This is a genomic window from Streptomyces sp. NPDC024632 (assembly GCF_055559175.1).
This window is the reverse complement of record NZ_JBVHLD010000001.1, coordinates 682,313-701,410: the sequence shown is the minus strand read 5'-3', so window position 1 is coordinate 701,410 and position 19,098 is coordinate 682,313. Positions and strand designations below refer to the sequence as shown.

11 protein-coding genes are annotated in these 19,098 nt (G+C 72.0%); 1 reads left to right on the top strand and 10 read right to left on the bottom strand.

Going from position 1 to position 19,098, the window contains the following annotated elements; all coding sequences use genetic code 11:
• Nucleotides 1-105 precede the first annotated feature (105 nt).
• Nucleotides 106-7,044, top strand: a complete 6,939-nt coding sequence (locus ACZ37P_RS03085; RefSeq protein ID WP_467344531.1) for a glycoside hydrolase domain-containing protein — start codon at nt 106-108, stop codon at nt 7,042-7,044.
• A 98-nt stretch (nt 7,045-7,142) separates the two neighbouring features.
• On the opposite strand, the gene ACZ37P_RS03080 is transcribed toward ACZ37P_RS03085, so the two are convergent.
• From ACZ37P_RS03080 to ACZ37P_RS03035, 10 genes are all read right to left on the bottom strand, one after another.
• The gene (locus ACZ37P_RS03080; RefSeq protein ID WP_355336453.1) at nt 7,143-7,634 is read right to left on the bottom strand and encodes a hypothetical protein; all 492 of its coding nucleotides are present in this window, start codon (nt 7,632-7,634) and stop codon (nt 7,143-7,145) included.
• The gene (locus ACZ37P_RS03075; protein ID WP_467344529.1) at nt 7,618-8,109 is read right to left on the bottom strand and encodes an RNA polymerase sigma factor; all 492 of its coding nucleotides are present in this window, start codon (nt 8,107-8,109) and stop codon (nt 7,618-7,620) included. The genes ACZ37P_RS03080 and ACZ37P_RS03075 overlap by 17 nt, the downstream gene beginning before the upstream one ends.
• Nucleotides 8,110-8,354: 245 nt before the next feature.
• Nucleotides 8,355-9,032, bottom strand: coding sequence for a class F sortase (locus tag ACZ37P_RS03070; RefSeq protein ID WP_467344640.1), 678 nt, complete (start codon nt 9,030-9,032; stop codon nt 8,355-8,357).
• A gap of 80 nt (nt 9,033-9,112) precedes the next feature.
• A complete protein-coding gene (locus tag ACZ37P_RS03065; RefSeq protein WP_355336451.1) occupies nt 9,113-9,484 on the bottom strand; it encodes a sortase-dependent protein in 372 nt (123 codons plus the stop codon).
• Between the two features lie 123 nt (nt 9,485-9,607).
• A complete protein-coding gene (locus ACZ37P_RS03060) occupies nt 9,608-10,252 on the bottom strand; it encodes a dihydrofolate reductase family protein (RefSeq protein WP_355336450.1) in 645 nt (214 codons plus the stop codon).
• 192 nt (nt 10,253-10,444) lie between these two features.
• The gene (locus ACZ37P_RS03055) at nt 10,445-12,244 is read right to left on the bottom strand and encodes a choice-of-anchor P family protein (RefSeq protein WP_467344526.1); all 1,800 of its coding nucleotides are present in this window, start codon (nt 12,242-12,244) and stop codon (nt 10,445-10,447) included.
• Nucleotides 12,245-12,492: 248 nt separating this feature from the next.
• Nucleotides 12,493-12,666 (bottom strand): hypothetical protein, encoded by a 174-nt coding sequence (locus ACZ37P_RS03050; protein WP_467344524.1) that lies wholly within the window; start codon nt 12,664-12,666, stop codon nt 12,493-12,495.
• A 190-nt stretch (nt 12,667-12,856) separates the two neighbouring features.
• Nucleotides 12,857-13,816, bottom strand: a complete 960-nt coding sequence (locus ACZ37P_RS03045; RefSeq protein WP_467344639.1) for an SUKH-3 domain-containing protein — start codon at nt 13,814-13,816, stop codon at nt 12,857-12,859.
• A gap of 65 nt (nt 13,817-13,881) precedes the next feature.
• Complete coding sequence (locus ACZ37P_RS03040) at nt 13,882-14,229, bottom strand: hypothetical protein (RefSeq protein WP_355336448.1); 348 nt, start codon at nt 14,227-14,229, stop codon at nt 13,882-13,884.
• Nucleotides 14,230-14,242: 13 nt separating this feature from the next.
• Nucleotides 14,243-18,832 carry a DUF6531 domain-containing protein gene (locus ACZ37P_RS03035; RefSeq protein WP_467344521.1) on the bottom strand — a complete coding sequence of 1,530 codons (4,590 nt, stop codon included), beginning with the start codon at nt 18,830-18,832 and terminating at the stop codon, nt 14,243-14,245.
• Between the last annotated feature and the right edge of the window lie 266 nt (nt 18,833-19,098).

Genomic DNA, 19,098 nt, shown 5'->3' with positions numbered 1-19,098 from the left:
ACTCCGGCGTGTCCACCGCCATCTCACTCTGCACGCTCCAGTGTTGGGTTGACAACGTTGTCGTCCCGGGGTCGTGCGTGCGTTCCGCGACTCCGGAGAGGCCACATGCCCATCAGATCCCACGCCCCGACGCCGCGCGTGACGCCACCGGGAGCCGCCCGCGGGCACCACGGCCGCCTGCGCGCCACGGTCGCGGCGCTGCTCACCGGGTCGCTCGCCTTCGCCGCGCTGGCGGGCGCCGGTACGGCCGCGGCGGCACCCTCGGCCAAAGCGTCCAACACGTCCAACACGACCAACACGACCGGCACGTCCGGCGCGTCGAGCGGCACCGACTACACCAAGCTCGTCGACCCCTTCGTCTCCACCGCGGGTGACGACGGCAACGACCTGCCGGGCGCCGAGGCGCCGCACAGCCTCGCCAAGGTCAACCCGCTGACCACACCGGGCCGCAACCACACCGGGTACGACTACAACGAGAGCCGCATCGCCGGGTTCACCGCGACGAATCTCGACGGCGTCGGCGGCTCGGGCGGCGGCGGTGACCTGCTGGTCGTCCCGACGTCCGTGCGCTACGACAAGCGCCCGGCGCCCAGCACGTACGCGCACCCGTACAGCCACAACGACGAGACGGCGACGCCCGGTTACTACCAGGTGGGGCTCGGGTCGGTCTCCGGGACCGCCTCGGCGGTGACGCGGGACGCCGGGACCGTCAAGGCCGAGGTGACGGCGACGACGCGTACGGCCCTGGAGCGCTACAGCTTCCCGGACGGCGCCGAGCCCCAACTCGTCCTCGACCTCGCGAACAACTTCACCAGCCGCACCCGCACCACAATGAAGGCGACGACGCTCTCGAACGGGACGACCTCGATCACCGGCCTCATCGCGGGTTCGTTCAACGGCGCCTCGTACCAGCTCTATTACGCCGCCACGACCAATGTCCCGGTGACGTCGCTGAAGAGCTGGGGCAACGACGGCACGCTGGGTGACGCGACCACGCGGGACGGCTCCGACGCCGGAGCGGTCCTCGGATTCGACACGGCGAACGGGCGCGACGTCGAACTGCGCGTCACGCTCTCGCCGATCAGCGCGGACCAGGCCGTGACCGACCAGCGCAACGAGGTCGGCGGCCTCACCTTCGACCAGGCGCGCGCACGGACGAAGGCGGAGTGGAACAGCACGCTCGGCGCCGTCGCCGTCAGCGCCTCCGCGACGTCCGACCCCGGGTCGACGCTCACCAAGGAGTTCTACACGCACCTGTACCGGATGTACGGGCTGCCGGTGAACGCCACGAGCACCAGCGGGACCTACCGCGGCGCGGACGGCGCGGTGCACACCGCGAACGGCTTCACGTACTACGACGGCTGGTCCACCTGGGACGACTTCAGGAAGTACTCGGTCGAGGCGTACATCGACCCGGCCACGTACCGGGACCTGGTGCAGTCGCTCATCGTGCTCTTCGCCGACGCGCACGCCTCGGGCAAGAGCCTCGGCAGCCTCACCCACTCGGTGCCGACCGTGCGGTGGGAGCGCTCGGCGGTGGTGATCGCCGACGCGCTGTCGAAGGGGTACAAGAACTTCGACCGGCTGGACGAGGCGTATCCGGCGCTGCTGTCGTACTCCGGGTTCTACACGGGCGCGCAGTTGCGCCAGGGATACGTCACCGGTGATCCCGGTACGACGGTCCAACGCGGTTACGACCAGTGGGCGTTGTCCGTCATCGCGGGCGCGCTCGGCAAGGACGCGGACGCCGCCAAGCTGCGCACGCAGTCGACGATGGCGATCGACAACCTGGTGAAGTCCGGTGCCTGGACCGCCGGTGACGGCACCAAGGTCGGTCTGCTGACGCCGCGCGCGTCCGGCGGCGACTGGCAGAGCGCCGACTACGAGAAGTTCGAGGCGGCCGGTCTCTACCAGGGCACGCTCTGGCAGTACCACTGGTACGACGCCTACGACATGGGCGGCCTCATCAAGGCCATGGGCGGCGCCAAGGCCGGAAAGGCCGCCGTCGACCACATGTTCGGCGAGGACTCCGCCCTCGACAACGGCTCGACCATGCTGCATTCCAACGCGAACGAGATCGACCTCCAGGCCCCGTACCTCTTCAACTACGTCGGCGAGCCCAGCCTGACGCAGAAGTGGGTGCGCGCCATCTACACCGGCTCGACCTGGAACCGGTACATCGCGACGGGCTCCACCAACGAAGCCCCCAGCGGCGGCGGCGAGTTCACCCCGCCGGTCAAGACGCAGGTCTACAAGCTCGCCCCGAACGGCTTCCTGCCGACCATGGACAACGACGCGGGCACCATGTCGACCATGTTCGTCGCGGCGGCCCTCGGCCTGTTCCCGGTGACCGCGGGCTCCAGCCAGTTCCAGATCGGCAGCCCGTTCTTCGACTCCACGACGATCACGTACGCCAACGGCTCGCGCTTCACGGTGAAGGCCGGCGGGGTTTCGCCGACGACCTACTACGTGCAGAGCGCGACCCTCAACGGCAAGCGTTTCGGCGACACTTGGCTGGACTACTCGCAGATCATCGCCGGCGGGACCCTCGACTTCACCATGGGCGCCAAGCCCTCCCGGTGGGGCGTCGACACCAAGCCCGCGTATTCGCTGGACACCGACACCGGCCACGGCGGCACCGGAGCGGGCAGCACAGGCACCGTCATGTCCGCCCGCCCGGACACCGTCGCCACCGCCGCCGACGGCTCCGTCCACGGCAGCGTGAAGCTCACCCTGTCGGGACCGGCGTCCTTCGCCGCCCGCAGCGGCACCAGCCTCACCAGGACCGGCGCGGCGAGCGTGACCGGCCTGCCCGGCGGCGTCACGGCCGACCTCCGGGTGACCGGCTCGCGTACGGCGACGCTGTCGCTCACCGGCACCGCGAAGGTCGACGCGCGCTACGGCATCACCTTCCGCGACGCGGCCTTCGCCCACGGCGTGCGCGCCTCCACGGTGAGCGGCACGGGCATCTCGGCGACCGACCCGCTGACCGTCTCCGCCGCCGCGGTGTACCGCGCCTCGCTCGGCGCGCTCGTCGACCAGGCGTCCCTGGTGCGCGGCGGCAACTACTCCGACGGCTCCTGGACGCTGTTCCGTTCGGCGCTGGAGCGCGCGCGGACCGTCCTCGCGGACACCGCCGCCAGGACGGGCACGCTCATGGCGGCGCAGGACGCCCTGCGTTCGGCCGCCGACGCGCTCACCATCGACGAGGGCGGCTACGCCGTACTCCAGGCCGAGGCTCCCGACCAGATGGAGGGCCCCGGCCTCGTGAAGGAGGCGTACTACTCCGACGGCGACCTCGGCGGGGTCACCGAGGGCGCCTGGGAGCGGTACAACAAGCTGGACTTCGGCGGGGTCGCCCCGCGCAGCGTCGCGGTCCGCTACGCCAACTCGCAGGCCGCGAGCGCGAAGCCGAGCAGCGTGGACGTGCACGCGGGCGCCGCGGACGGTCCCGTCGTCGCCACCGTCTCCCTGCCCGGCACGGGCAGTTGGCAGACCTACACCACCGTGCGGGCGGCCGTCACCGACCCGGACGCGCTGCTGGCCGCGTCAGGTGCGACATTCGTCTTCCACGCGCCGTCCGGCCAGCAGTGGGTGTCGAACTTCGACTGGTACCAGTTCTCGCCCGAGGCGGTCTCCTCGTCGCCCTCGACCACGCTCGCCTCGCTCACGGCGGCCAACAGCACCACGACCGGCGGCGGTTCGCTGCCGCTCAGCCTCGGCAACGGCATCTTCGAGAACACCACGAACGGCGCGTGGGCCCAGTGGAAGGCCACCGACCTCAAGGACGGCGCCGACACCGTCACCGTCAGCTACGACAAGCCGCAGTCGCGCGCCGCGTCCGACTCGCACCTCGAACTGCACCTCGGCTCGAAGGACGGCGAGAAGGCCGTCAACATCCCGCTCGACTACACCGGCTCCGGCTGGGGAACGCTCGCCACCGCGACCGTTCAGCTCGACCCGGCGGTCTTCACCGGCGTCCAGGACGTGTACGCCGACTTCGTCTCCAGCACCCAGTCGTCCTCGCAGCCGTACGTGGCCAACGTCTACTCGCTGACCCTGACGCGCACCGCCGACGCCCCGGTGGGCTTCGACGCGACCGCGTTCGACTCCAACAGCGGCGGCGGCCTCAAGAGCGAGCCGGTCGGCTGGACCGGTTCCGGCTCCACCACCGACCTCGGCGGTACGTACAACGGTGCCTGGGCCGGCTACGGCGCCGTCGACTTCGGGTCCGCCCCGAAGAACACCGTCACCTTCACCTACGTCAACAACTCCGCGCGCTGCGGCACCGGTTCCGCCGTCCAGCTCTACCTGGACTCCTTCGACGCGGCCGATCCGGGGACGCCGTACGCGACCGTCCCGCTGCCGGTCACCGGAAGCGCGTGGTCGTCGGGAGGCACGACGAGCCTGACGCTGCCCACGCCGGTCACCGGCACCCACACCGTCCACCTGCGGCTGCTGACGACTCCGGACTCCTCGCACCCGTACGTCGCGAATCTGGGCCGGATCACCTTTGGCCACGTCGACACGCCCACCGCGACGGACAAGACCGCGCTGCGCGAGGCGATCGACCGGTACGCGGGACTGTCCGGTGACGCGGCGCGCTACGACACGATCGACTTCGGCGTGTTCCGGCGTGAACTCGGCTCCGCGCAAGCTCTGTTGGCCGCCGTCGACGCGGCCCAGCTCGAAGTCGACACGCAGACCCGCAGTCTCACCCTCGCCGCAGACCAGCTGATTCCGCTGCCCCGGCTGCGACTTGAGAACCTGGTCGGCACGGCGTCGGCCCTCGACAACGCGCGCTACACGGACGCGTCGTGGAAGGCGTTCACCACCGCCCTCGCGGCGGCCAAGGCGGCCGTCGCGGACGACAAGGCGACGGACACGACGCTCACCGCGCGCTACCAGGCCCTCGACCGCGCGATGTCCGCGCTCAGGACGAAGCCCAAGACCGTTCCGGCCGCGCCCGGCGCGGTGTCGGCGACCTCGTCCGGCGTGAGTGTGACCGTCGCCTGGGCCGCGCCGCAGGACACCGGCGGCTCGCCCGTCACCGGCTACCGGATCAGCCTCGGCGACGGCCACCAGGTCGAGATCCGCGACCCGAACAGCCGCGGCACGGTGTTCACCTCACTGCCCGCGGGCCGCTCGTACACCGCGCGCGTCCAGGCGCTGAACGCCGTCGGCGCCTCGCGGCAGAGCGCCGCGACCGCGCCCGTGGTGACCGGCGGCGGCAAGCCGCAGAAGCCGCACGTGACGGGGGTGACCACGGACGGCAGCCACGTCCGGGTGACCTGGCGGGCGGCCGGAGACGGCGGATTCCCGGTCATCGGCTACACCGTGACCCTCGACGACGGTTCCACCGCGCACCTTCCCGCCACGACCGGCACGGCGCTGCTCACGGTCTCGGGCAAGGCGGAGGGCAACACGGAGGGCAAGGCGGAGGGCAATTCGGCGGGCAAGTCCGAGGGCACGACGGCGGGCAAGGCAGAGGGCAATTCGGCGGCCAAGGCCAAGGCCCACTCGGCGACCGTCACCGCGGTGACGCTGGCCGGGACCTCGGACGACCCGGCCGCCGCCCAGGACGCGGCGGCCCCGGCGTACACCCCGTCGCCGTTCCCCGACGAGACGCTGAAGGCGAGCTACGCGTCGGACAAGTGGCCCGCGACCGGCGACGGTTCCGACTACTTCACCAATCTCCTCAACGGTTTCGACCACCTCCCCTCCAGCGTCCTCGGCGCCAACTCCAAGGTCGCTAAGGGCGCGCCGATCACCGCGGAGAACGACGAGATCGCGGTGCGCGTCAACAACGCGGCCACCCAGAAGGAGGTCGACAGGGCCGAGGTCGACGCGACGCACAGTGCCACCGTCACCCTGGCGGACGGCCTCGGGTCCCGGCTCGGCGCGATCTACAGCGACGCGCTGAGCGGCGGCCAACTGCCCAAGACCAACGCCCTGTTCGGCCGGGTCACCCAGGGTCTCGACACCCACGACGCGGCCAAGGACCACTACGGCTACCTGCGCCCGTACGTCCGGCTCGGCTTCGTCGGCGACGGCGGGGACGTCTACGAGTCGCAGGACGGCTCGTACAGCGGCCTCGCCACCAGCGGCTCGTACCCGAGCGGTCACACGTACGGCGGATACGAGGCCGGGACCGTACTGGCCACGCTCCTGCCGGAGTTGGCGCCGTCGATCCTCGCCCGCACCTCGGAGTACGGCGACAACCGGGTCATCCTCGGCTTCCACTACCCGCTCGACGTCATGGGCGGGCGCATCACCGGACAGGCCACCGTGGCCCACCGGTGGGCCGACCCCGACTTCGCGCAACTGCTCACGCAGGCCCACACCGAGATCGAGAACGTGCTGCTCGCGCAGTGCGAGAAGCGGGGATACGGCGACACGCTCGCCGCCTGCGCGGGCGACTCCTACGGCGGCCTCACCACGGCGCAGGACATCGACGTCTACACGCAGCGCCTGACCTACGGCTTCTCCCGTACGGGCAAGGCCGGTCAGCCCCTCACGGCGCCGGCCGACGCGGCGGCCCTGCTGATCACCGCGTTCCCCGACCTCACCGCCGGGCAGCGCACCCAGATCCTCCAGCAGACCGCCACCGACTCGGGCTACCCGCTCGACCTCACGGCGGACGGCGCACCGAGCTGGGAGCGGATCAATCTGGCCGCCGCGATGGCCGCGCGCGTCGTGGTCAACCACGACGGCTCGGTCACCGTCACCAACCACGCCGACGCCACGAAGGCGAGCGTCGCCGACGCGAGCGCCCTCACGGTCGGGGGAGTCGCCGTCGACGGCTTCGACCCCGAGGTCTCCACGTATGTCGTCGACCTCCCCGCCAACGGCAAGGTCCCGGCCGTCACCGCCGTCCCGGCCCAGCCCGGCACCCGGGTCAAGGTCACTGACGGAAGCGCGGTCGTCTCCTCGACCGCGCCGCGCTCCACCACCCGCACCGTCACCCTGACCTCACCCAACGGCTCGGTGACCCGTACCTACACCGTCGCCTTCCACCGGTCCGCGCGGGGCAACGGGCACTGACCGCGCCCCGATCCGCCTAGCCCCGCGGGGCCCGACCGCATCCTGGCCGGGCCCCGCGGTGTGTTGCGGGGCTTGCGGACGCAACACCCCTGCGCGGTCTACCGGTTCGAGGTGGCGGGACCGTCCGAGGAACGGTCCGTCGGGCGGGCCGTGGTGGGGGTCGGAGTGGGCGAGGCGGAGGCGGATTTGGAGGGCGGTCCGGTCCGCGTGGCGGCGCTCGGTGACGGGGCCTGGGCCGTGGGCCGGGTCTTCGCCGTGGCGGGGGCGTCGGTCGGCGCGGGGCGCGGCGTCGGGGTGGTGGCGGCGGGCCTGGCCGCGGGGCCGCTCGCGGGCGGCGTGCCGAGCGGGATCGCGGGCGCGGCGGGCGACTGCGGTCCCGCCATGCGCAGCGGCAGCGCGACGAGGACGGCGACGGCGCCGGACAGGCCGACCCCGACGGCGATACGGAGCAGGCGGCGGCGGGCCGCGCCCCGGCGGATCTTCTCGTACCGGCCGGGCGGCAGCCCGAGATGGTCGGGGGCGGGCCGCAGGATGACCGTCAGCGGGTCCTCGGGGTCAAAGTCCTGACCGTCGTCAGACTGTGTGATCAAGGCTTCTCCTCAAGTGGGCGCGCAGCAGGTCCCTGGCGGTGTGGAGGTCGGACATGACCGTCCCCTCCTTGCGGCCGGTGAGCAGGGCTATCTCCCGGATCGGGAGGTCGGCGTAGTAGTGCAGCAGGATCGGCACGCGCAGGCGTTCCGGCAGCGACTGCACCAGCATGCGCAGCGACGGGTCGGTCTGCTCGGCCGGCGGCCGTACCGCGGCTTCCACGGTGGCCCGGCGTACGGCCCTGCGCTCGCGCTCCAGCTTGCGCCAATGATCCCGTACGAGATTGGTCGCGGTGACGTACAGGAAGCCGCGCGGCTCGGCCACCGCCGTCCAGCGCGCCCAGAGCCGGGTGAACGCCTCAGAGGCGATCTCGTGGGCCGTCTCATCGTCGTCGACCAGGCGGCGGCACCAGCCGGCGAGGCGCGGGTAGAAGGCGGCGAACAGCTCGGACGCTGCCTTCTCGCGGGACCGTTTCAACGCTCTCCATGTCGGGGGCAGGGTGGTGCTGTCGCGGACTTCTTGCGGGTCGTGCGGGTCGCCGCGGACTCTCGCGGTCTTTTTTGTTTCTTACGGTTCCTTATGTTTTCTTACGGTTCCTCGCGGTCCTGTGCGGTCGCTCGGGGAGGGTCCCGGGCCGCCGACGTACGGGGATCGGCGGCGGCCCGGGACTCGGGGAAGGCGTCAGGAGACCGCCTTGGCTGTGGTTCGTCGTGACGCGCCCGCTACGGGATCAGCGAGGCGAAGACGATGACGTTGTCGCGGTAGCCGGTGCCTTCGCGCGGGCCGCCGCACGTGATGAGCCGCAGCTCGGGACGGTTCACGTCGCCGTAGACCGCGTCCGTCGGGAAGTCCGACTTGGCGACCGTACGGACGTCGGTGACGGCGAATCGCGCCGCCTCGCCGTTCTTCAGGCGTGCCACGATCCGGTCGCCCGGGCGCAGCCGCGCGAGGTGACGGAAGACCCCGTCCCCGTACGCGCCGACCGTGACGTGGGCGAGGATCACCGAGGGGCCGGTCTGACCCGGTGTCGGTGAGCCCCGGTACCAGCCCGCGCGGTCGTGCGCCGTGATCGGCGGGACCTCCACGGTGCCGTCCGGGGCCAACCCCAGTTCCATGACCGGGGTGTTGACCCCGATGGCCGGGACCTCCAGCCGCACCGGGACCGAACGCGCCAGCGCGCGTACCGACTTCGCGGCGGGCCGCGAAGAGGGCGGTGCGCCGGTGGGACGTTCGGTCACGGCGGTGCGGCTTGAGCTGTCACCCGAGGCGTCGCCCGCTGCGTGGCCCGCGGCGTGATGGCCGCCGCAGCCGGTGAGCAGGAGGGCGGCCGTCACCGCGGTGACGAAGGCGCGCCGGGGGCCGGTGAGTCGGAAGCCCGCGGTTCGGTCGCCCGCGCCGATGTCGCCCGCGCCGCGGTCGCTCACGTCTCGGAATCCCGCGCCGCGGTCGTCCGCGCTCCGGTCGCCCGTGCGGCCGGAGGTCACGCCCCGGTCGCCCGCCGGCGGCGTACGAGGAGGACCGCCCCGCCGCCGAGCGCGAGCACCGCGGCCGCGCCTCCGCCGATCAGGCCGCCGTCGTTTCCGCCGTGCGAGGCCACCGGCGCCTCACCGGTGTTCGGCGCTCCCTTCGGCACCGCGGGGACCTGGCCCGACGTCGCCTTGGTCGGCGCGGGGGACGCGGAGGGCCGCGCGGACGAGGTGGCGTCCGAAGGCCCGGTCGACGGCGCGGCCGACTGCGTCTTCACGCTGGTCGGGGTGGGGGTCGGGGACGCCCCGTCGGCGAACGCGGGCACACCGCTCGCCAGCACGGCAGTGCACGCGAGTGCCACGGCGCTCAGAACAGTTCGGCGCATGAATCGCTCTCTTTCGTCGGCCCGCCCGCGCGGTCACGCGCGGGCTGAGGTGCGGATCGACTGAAAAGACGAGACGCGGGCGGAACGGATTGTAAAGAGCTGGCAAAGCCGCCGAACGGTGCTTCAGGCGCCCTGCCCGGCGTCGCGGTCGACCGCGCTCATGTCACCGGTGCCGGGGACGCCGTCGGCGCGCGCGTACCGCAGGTGCACGGTGCCCTTCGGGCTGGCCACGGGCGGTGCGAGCAGGGTGACGTTCGTGGGGACCGCGCCGCCGTCGAACACCTTCTTCCCGACGCCCAGCATGATCGGGTGCACCCAGAGGTCCAGCCGGTCGAACAGCTTCTCGCGCAGCAGCGTCTGCACCAGGTTCAGGCTCCCGACCACCTTGATGTGCTCGTGCCGCTCCCGCACCTCGCGCACCGCCGCCACCAGGTCCGGCCCCAGGTGCGTCGACCCCGCCCACGACAGATCGGGCGTACCCCGCGAGGCCACGTACTTCGGCACGCTGTTGAAGAGCGTGGCGAACCCCCCGTTGTCCCCGTCCTTCTGATGCGGCCAGTACCCGGCGAAGATGTCGTACGTCCGCCGTCCGAGCAGCAGCGCGTCCGTCCCCTCGTACGCCGCGTCCACCTGCGCCCCGGCCACCTCGTCCAGCATCGGCACCTGCCACCCCCCGTACGAGAACCCCTCCGGATCCTCCTCCGGCCCCCCGGGCGCCTGCCCCACCAGGTCCAGCGTCGTGAACAGCTCGATGTGAATGAGACCCATGACGTACTCCCGATCGGTGTCTTTTCCCCGTCCAAGAGGTAGACCCCCACCACCCCCCGAACTCATCGCCCGGCTTCGGGCCGCTGTCGGCTGACCGGGTCCGGTCCGGGGGCCTTCTCTCGGCGTGGAGCCGCCCTGCCCGGGGGTGTCCGCGCGGCCCCGGGCAGGGCGGGTGGGTCGGGTCGGGTCGGGTCAGGTGGCCGGGCAGGGGTCGGTGGAGGTGAGGAGGGCGGCGGTGCTCTGGGCGATCGTGACGTGGACGCCGGTGAGGAGGGTCAGGGAGAGGGCGGTGACGGTGATGCCCTTGCCTCCGGCGACGGTCGTCTGCTGATTGATGACGAGGGAGCCGACGAGCGGCAGGGCGATGGTGGTGTTGGGCGCGGCGTTGGCGGCGACGGTGACACCGGCGACGCGGAGGTTGGTCAGGACGGTCGAGCCGGTAGAGGAGACCGGTCCCGGCCCGGTGTCGGTGAGGGACTGCCGCGCCCGGGCCGAGGTGCCGACGAGGTCGGCGGTGATCAGGCCGCCGAGGAGATTGACGCCGGTGGTCTGGGCGTGGGCCGCGGCCGTACGGGTCCCGTCGCTGTCGACGGTCCCCGAGGCGTCGGTGGTCAGGACACCGAGGTTGCCGACGGTGCCGAGCCCGGCGCTCACCACGGAGTGGCTGTCGCTGCCGGGCAGCGGCGTGCAGGAGTGGGCGGACGGCGCCAGCGGCCCGATGTCGAGCAGCGGCGAGGTGAGCCGTACGCCGTGCGCGCGGGCGTCGAAGACGGGCGCGGTGAAGGTCACCGAGGCGCAGCCCGGCAGGTCGACGCCGACCGGGGCGGTGATCGACGAGCCGCAGATCTGGTACGTGCCACCGTCGTTGGAGGTGAGCTTGACGGTCGCGGTGCAGGACTGCTGACCGGCGGCGAGGTCACCGCTCACGGTCACCGTGCCGTCCGCCGCGTTCGCGGTGGCCGTTCCCGTACCGCAGTCGGTGGTCGCGCTGCTGCCGTCCAGCCGCAGCCCGTCCGGGAGTTGGGCGCCGAAGGACCAGCCGTTCTTGGCGGCCAGCTCACTGGTGTTGGTGACGGTGAAGGTCAGGGTGGTGGGCGCGCCCACGGGCAGGTGCGCCGGTGCGAAGCCCTGGTCGAGCTGCGGAGTGGCGTCCAGCAGACGGACGTTGTCGATCGCGCCGTCGTTGCCGTTGCCGCTGGCCTGCTCGTTGACCAGCCGGATACCGGCCGAGTCGCCGCTGAACAGCACCGAGCCGTTGCTGGCGTACGTACCCACCGAGGTGCCGCCGATCACCGAACCGGGGTTCTGGCACGGGTCGATGGGGGAGGTGAACGCGGCGCGCGCGGTGCCGCCGTCGAGCAGGTAGAAGGCGAGCAGGGGGTGGCTGGCGAAGCAGTTCTGGGCCGCCGCGTCCACCGAGAAGGTCAGGAACCGGTGGTTCGCGCTCAGCGGGATCGGCCGTACGGTCTCCAACTCGGTGCGCCCGGCGCCCGGATCGCCCGAGGTGTAGGCGGTGAGCGAGTGGTTGGTGGACGCGTTGCCGCCCGCCCACGTGCCGAGCGCGACGGCCATCTGCTTGTTCGCGTTCCAGAAGCCGCCGCAGTTGACGCCCGGCGGGGGACTCGCGGGGCCCTGCTGCGAGACGAGCAGACCGTTGCAGGAGGTCAGCCACGCCGGATCGGCGGTGTACGTCTCCGCCAGCGGCGCCGCGCCCGTGTAGTCCGGCAGCGTCGTCACCGCCGGGCCCTGACCGTTCTCGAAGTCCTCCGTGAACACGCTCGTCGGCGCGCTCGGCGTACCGGGCTGACCGGGCGTGTTCGCCTGCGCCGGGCCGCCCCCGACCAGCGATCCCGTGGCCAGCACGGTCACCCCTAACAGCGCCGTGGCCACCCGCCTGCGCCACCGCCGGTCCGCCCGGCCACTGGCCCCGCCGCTCCCTTCGCCGCGCCGTCTTCCGTCGATACCGGTATCTGCCAGGCCGAAGCCTCTCATCGGCAATCTCCTTCGTACGGGCACGCCGGTGCGCCGTCCGATCGCTCGTCAACAGGCCCGCCGTGCCGACGCGTTGCGCGTCTGCGGTCACCCTCCCCGCCCCCCGCCCCTGCGCACATCGGCGCGCGCCGCCCCGCTTGATGCACACGAGGTCCCGTACGCCGCACAAGCCGGTGCGTACTGCCGCAAGCCCCCGGTCTGTGCCCGGCCGACCGATTCAGGAGGTTTGCCGAGCCGTTTCCCGGCGGTCACGCGGTGACGAGCTTGCGGCCCGTCCGGCTGCCCGCGACCTCGACGCGGTTCCACGGCTCGGTAGGGCACCGGAAGCCGATCGCCGCGAGCAGCGGCACCCCCCGCGCCTCGCCGACCGCCCTCACCCGCGCCCGCGCATTGATGCGGTCCTTCGCCGCCGGCCCCGGCACCGAAGTGGACCCGACGTGGACCCGACGTGATCGACCCCCGACGCGTGGTCACCCAGCGCCTCCCGCAACCGCCCCGCACGCAGCTCGAACTCCCCCGGCCACCGCGACCGGGACTCCACCGCATCGACCTGACCGCGCTCATCGGGAAACGGCACGTCGCGACACGCTACCGCCGAGGTCCCGGTGCCGTTCAGGCACTGCCCTCGATCAGCTTGTTCAGCGCCTCGTCGCCGGACTCGGCCAGCCGGTAGGGGTCGTCCATGCCCGTGAAGACCGCGCCGGTGGGCGCCATGCACAGGTAGGCGACTCCGCCGTCGACCGAGCCGAGAGGGTAAAGGCGCTCTCCCGCCTGTTCGCTGAGATCGTCGAAGATCTCGGACTCGTAGAGCGCCGCCAGTGGATCGAGGCGGAAAGGCGAACGGGCCATCGTCCGCCCGGGCCCCCGCTGGACGATCTCCAGGCCGCCGAATTCGCCGAGGAACCGCCGGGCGGCCTCGTGCATGACGAAGCCCTCGTCGTCCTCGCGGAGCCGCCGTTCCCAGTCGGCCGTGGACACCTCGCGCCCCGGACGCCAACCGCCGCGCCGCAGCGCCCAGTCGGTCTCGGCCGACCAGCGCGTGCCGATCTCCGGCCGCCGGTCCTGCTCCGGATCGCGCGGGAACACCAGGTGATCACCGTCGAGGACGAACGGCAGAGGCGCGGCGGTGTGCCGCTCCATGACGAGTTCCTCGATCGCCGCGTACGCGTCGTCCGCCAGCGGCTCCGTCCGGTCCGTGCCGATGCGCACGGTCCCGTCGACGGCCACGGCGAGAACGCTCTCGCCGCCGTCGGCGAGTCCGACGGGACACAGACCCGCGCCCGACTCCCCGCTGATCCGGGCGAACCGCTCGAGCTCCGCCCGCCCCGCGCCGGGGTCGAACCGGAACGGCGACTGCGGCATGACGGGTCCCGGCGTCCACGTATCGGTCCGCAGCCCGCCGAATTCGCCCAGGAACCGCGTCGCCGCGTCATGCAGGCGCACCCCCGCGCCGAGCAGCGCGCCTTCCCAACGGCCGACCGGCACCGCGCGTCCCGGATACCACCCGGCCGCCCGCGCGACACGCTCGGTCAGGGCGGACCAACGCGGCGGGACGGGCCCGCAGCCCGGCACCGGCCGACGCCGGTCGCCCCCGTGGATCGGCCTCTCCAACGCCCGGCCCCGTGTTCCGCGAGCGGTCAGTCGCCGAAGTGCTGGGGCAGGTCTCCGGCATCCCAGAGCGCGTCGAGCTTGGCGAAGAGCGATTCCAAGTCCTTCAGGAGGATGTCGCGCGCCGCTTCGGGGAGTTGGAGGAGCGGGTCATCGAAGCTCGGCCCGGCGTCGGGGCCCGTCCATCCCTTGTGGCGCCGACAGGACGCGCACCACATGTAGGTGATGCGTACGGTGCGGTGGGGACCCACCCGCCTGTAGACGTACGTCCGCACCGCGACGGCTCCGCATGCCGGGCAGGCGCGCTCACCGGGTTCATCGACGAATCTCGGGCCGGCCAGTAGCTGCTGGACCTGCTCCGCATCGAATTCCCGCACCGCTCGCCCCTCGTCAGCCTGTCCTGGACTTGAACAGCGACAGCATACGTTGGCCGTATTCCTCCGCCGCGTCCTCCGTGCCGCCCCAGATATGACTGGGCGCGACGGTCTCGCCCCACAGCGGCTTCGAATTGAGCGACAGCCGGAACTGCTGATGGTGGTAGATCTCGTGGAAGACGGTGGCGACGCCCTCGTCCATGCTGCGCAGACCCAGGTCGGAGATCTGGATCAACGGTAGCCCCCGGGGCCCGAGTTGGGGCGTGCCGGACACCAGGTGCGGGCTGTTGCCGAAACCGAGTCCGGTCGGCGTGTGGATCTCGGGAACGTGCACGATGTCGTAGTGGCTCACGGACATGTCCGCCTTGCCCAGCGCCATGCGCAACTGCCGGATGCTGATGGGCGCACCGAGCTGGCCGCCGGGAAGGCCCTGCGACGGGCCCCGGAACACGTTGATCAACGAGGAACAGGGTGAGAGGCCGAGCGGATCGGCCAGCACCGTGGGGTTGATGACATCGGCGTAGTCGTCGGGCCCCGGCGCCAGACCGAGCGGATCGGGGCTCAGGTAGCGTCCGGTCTCGGGGTCGAAGTAGCGGTGGTAGTTGTAGTCGAGGCCGGTCTCGGGGTCGTGGTAGCGGCCCGGACTGCGCAGCGGGCAGTCGACCGGGTCCCCGGCGGCCGTCTCCGACGCGGCAGCCGCGGTTTCCTCTTCCGCCGTCCGCGTGGTCTCCGGCAGCCACGGATGACCGCGTCGCCGCCAGGCGACGGCGCCTTCAGGACCGACGAGTTCGGTGGGAGCACCGGCCAGGTCCGTGATGACGGCGAGGAACCGGCGGTCGATCTCTTCCTGCGGCAGGTCCGCCACCGCCTCGGCCGTACGCCTGCTGTGCACCTGCGCGACCGCGCGCGGGCCCTCTCCCAGCAGGCACTCCCAGGTGGTGACCGCTTCCTGGGCCGCGGTGACCACGGTGTCCGCCGCCGCGGCCGGGACGCGCACCTGCTCCGCGAGGACCTCTCCGTCCCAGGCGAACCGGACTTCCCCGGCCGCACTGCCGTCCGCCGTCACCAGCTTCTTGGACGTACGGCGTCCCAGCGCGTCGTAGGCGTACGCGGCGACACTGCCGTCCGGGTTGGTGACCGACCGGAGCCGGTCCTCCGCGTCCCACCCGAAGGTCCAGCGCAGCCGACCGCCGGACAGCAGCATCCGGGTCTTGACGGCGACGCGGCCCCGCTCGTCGTACGTGTAGCGGACGCGGCCGGAACGCAGCACCCGCGATCCCGACACCTCAGGAAGCGGCGGACGCCGGTCGTCCGGCCCGGCACCGCGGGGATCACCGGTGTCGACGTCAGTGATCCGCCCGGCGGCATCGAGCGTGAACCGGTGTGTGCCGCCGACGAGTTCGGCTATCTCCGTCGGATATCCGTCGGGCCGGTAGCGGTACCTGCGCTCCTGGACCGGGTGCCCGCTCGCCTCGTCCACAAGGGACTGGACCGTCAGGCGGCCGACCGGGTCCCAGCTCTGCCGCAGCCGGGCCGTCTGCCCCAACCGCCGCTCGGTCTCCCGGCCGTCACGGTCGTAGGTGAACTGGAGCGACTGGTCGCCCATCCGCAGGCCCACCGGTCGGTTGCCCTCGTCGTAGGTCCACGCACTCTCGACGCCCGAGGGAGTCCGGCGGCCGATCCGGCGTCCCATCGCGTCGTAGCGGCTGGTCATGACCAGCCCGTCGCAGCTCTCGGCGACGAGCCGACCGCCCTCGTCGTAGGTGAACTCCACGACGGCGGAGGCGTTTTCGGCGCGCAGCATGCGACCGGTGGCCGAGTAGGCGAAGACCGCGTCGCCGTCGGGCGTGACCATCCTGGTCACTCGTCCGCCCGAGTCCCGCTCGTAGCCGGTCGTCCCCCCGTGGGCGTCGACACTGCCGATGAGCTGCCGCGCGGCGTCGTAACGGTGCGTGCGCGTACGCCCGTTGAAGTCGGTCTCACTGACCAGGTTGCCCACGGCGTCGTAGGTGTACGACCAGGTCAGACCGTCGTCGTTGCGCACCTCGGTCAGTCGCAGCTCGGTGTCGTAGGTGTAGCGCAGACGTGATCCGTCGGGTGCGGTCCGCTCGGCCGGGAGACCGAAGTGCGTCATCGTGAAGCGGTGCACACCGCCCGCCGGATCGCGGTAGGCGACAAGGTCGCCCTCGGCGTCGTACTCCCACTCCTCCGCCGAACCGTCCGGCCGCCTCCGCGACAGCGGCCGGCCCTCGGACGACCAGCCGGTCCTGACGGACTGTCCCGTGTGGTCGGTGACCTCCGCGACACGGCCGAAGGCGTCACGGACGTACGCGGATTCCCCGCCGTCGGGGTCCACGACCGCGACGGGCAGCCCGGCCGCGTCGGTCCGTATGCGCCGGGTCGCACCGAGGGCGTCGGTGACCGACGTCAGCGCGCCGCGGTCGTCGTACGTGTACGCGGTCGTCGCACCGGCCGCGTCCGTGGTGTCCAGCAGATTCCCGTGCGCGTCGAACCGCTGGCCGACCCGCGCCCCGTCCGGATCGACGGCCCGTACGGGAAATCCGAGGTCGTCGTACTCGATCCGTGCGACGGCGCCGTCCGGATAGGTGATGCCGGTGCAGTGGCCCAGGCCGTCGTACGTGTAGCGCGTCGTGCGTCCCAGCGGATCCGTACGGCTCAGCAGCCGGTCGTAGCGGTCCCACGCCGATGTCGTGCTGTGCCCGAAGTGATCGGTCTGCCGGATCAGTTGGCGAGCGACGTTGAACTCGTAGGTCGTCGTGGCGCCGACCGAATCGGTGGCCACCGTCGTCCCCGGCGCGCTGTCGTAGACATAGCTGTAGGCGAGGACGCCGTCGGTTCCCCCGGTGCGGACGCAGCGGCCCTGGTCGTCGTAGGCGTACGTGTACCAGGTGTCGTTGCGGTCCTGCCAGCGGGTGATGCGGCCCCGGTCGTCGTAGCCGAAGGTCAGGGGTACGCCGGAGGAGTCGGTGACGGCGGTGAGGTGGCCGTCGGTGTAGCCGAACGCGCACAGGGCGGGCCGGTCATCGGCGGAAGCCAGGTGGAGGGCGGTGATCCGGCCGTCCGCGGTGCTGACGGCGACGCGGTAGCCGCCGCTGTGGGTGACGTCGACGGGGGCGCCGAGGTCGTCGTACGTGATCACGATCCTGTTGGCGTTGCGGTCGGTGATCTCCGCCAGGGCCAGCCCCCCGCGCGGCTGCGCCCGGAAGCGCAGGGTTCGACCGGTGTCGGGCTGGGCGACGGTCATGGTGCTGCCGGGGGTGCCGTCCCAGGTCAGGGGCCAGCGCGGGCCCTCGACGGGGAGCAGTGGGTGGCCGGGCTCAGGTACCGGGTAGTGCAGGACCATGCCGTCGGCGGTGGTGAACCGCACGCCCTGGTCGTCCAGGACCAGCCGCTGGTCCAGCGTGGAGGCCCAGGTCGGCCCGAACCACCGGCCGCCGCGGAATCCGGTGCGATGGGCGCGCTCCAGCAAAAGCGGGAGGATGCCGGGCAGATGCACGTCGGTGGCGGACATGACCATCTCACCGGTGGCCATGTCGATGGGGTCGCCCGAGGTGAACAGGCCCTTGATGGTGCGGCTGGCGTCCCGTATCGCTCCCGCGCCCTTGCGGATGCTGTTGGCGATGTTCTCCAGGGCCTTGCCGGATTTGAGGAGGGCGGGGAGTTCGCGGGCCATTTTGAGGAGGCCGCCGGCGGTGGTGAGGCCCTTGAACATCGGGATGCAGTCCAGGGCCGCGAACAGGACGTCCCAGAGGCTGGCTTTGCCTTGTAGGTATTTCATGACGGTGTCGGCCAGGACCAGGACGGCGGCGGCCAGGACCAGCCACGCCAGGGGGCCGCCGATGATCAGGACGACGATGCCCAGGACCGCGACGATGACCTTGCAGACCGCGATGATGTCGTCCCAGTGGTCCGCGACCCAGTCGACCGCCTTCTCCCACCAGTGCTTGTTCCTGATCCCCGCATCCGACGCCTCATGCAGCGCGTGCTGCGCCGTCGACGCGGCATCGTCCCTGAGCTGGGCCGCGTCGGCCGCCAGCTGCTTGGCCGCGTCCAGCTTGGCCTGCGCGCTGTGGACGGCGGTGGAGGCGGTGGTGTGGGCGCTCTGAGCGTCCGTGGCATTACGGGCCGCAGCCCGCACCTCCTCCGCCGACGGCGGCGGCACGTCCGGCTTCGGGTCCTCCTGGTAGGACTTCGACTTGTCCTGCGCCCGCTTCACCCACGCATCGGCGTTCGTCAACTGGCTTTGCGCGGTGTCCAGTTCCTGCCGCGCGGTGCGCCCCTGCGCCAGCGCCCGGTCCGCGTCACCCTGCGCGGTCTCCAGCTTCGGCCAGTAATCGTCCAGGGCCCCGGACGCGAGGCGGTAGGAGCGCTCCAGCTTGTCCAGCTCACCGGGAAGATCCCCGAACTGCTGCCGGTAGGCGTCCCCCGACAGACCCGCCCACTCCTGGACGACGGTGTCACCGCTCAGGCCCCGCACCGACCGCAGCGCCGAGGCGACATCATCGGCGAAATCCCCCAGCTTCCGCGCGAGTTCCTTCACCTCGAACGGATCACCCGGAACCGGATCCCGGTCCAGATCCAGCACATCCCAATCCGTCGGACGCCCCGTCACCCCGCCAGCACCCCCATCAGCCTCGGCGAACGCCCCCATCCTTCCAACGGCCCACAGCCCTCGAAAGACGCCCCTGCCCACTCCGACGTCCCACGGGCAACTCATAGTTCCCGGCGCCCCGGCCCGAGCCGGTCGCTCCGTAGCATGGGGCAGGGGGGGGGGGGGGGGGGGGGGGGGGGGGGGGGGCAACCAGGAGGGCCCGCCGGTGCCCTCCCCATCAACGGGTGAGCCGTCGGTCG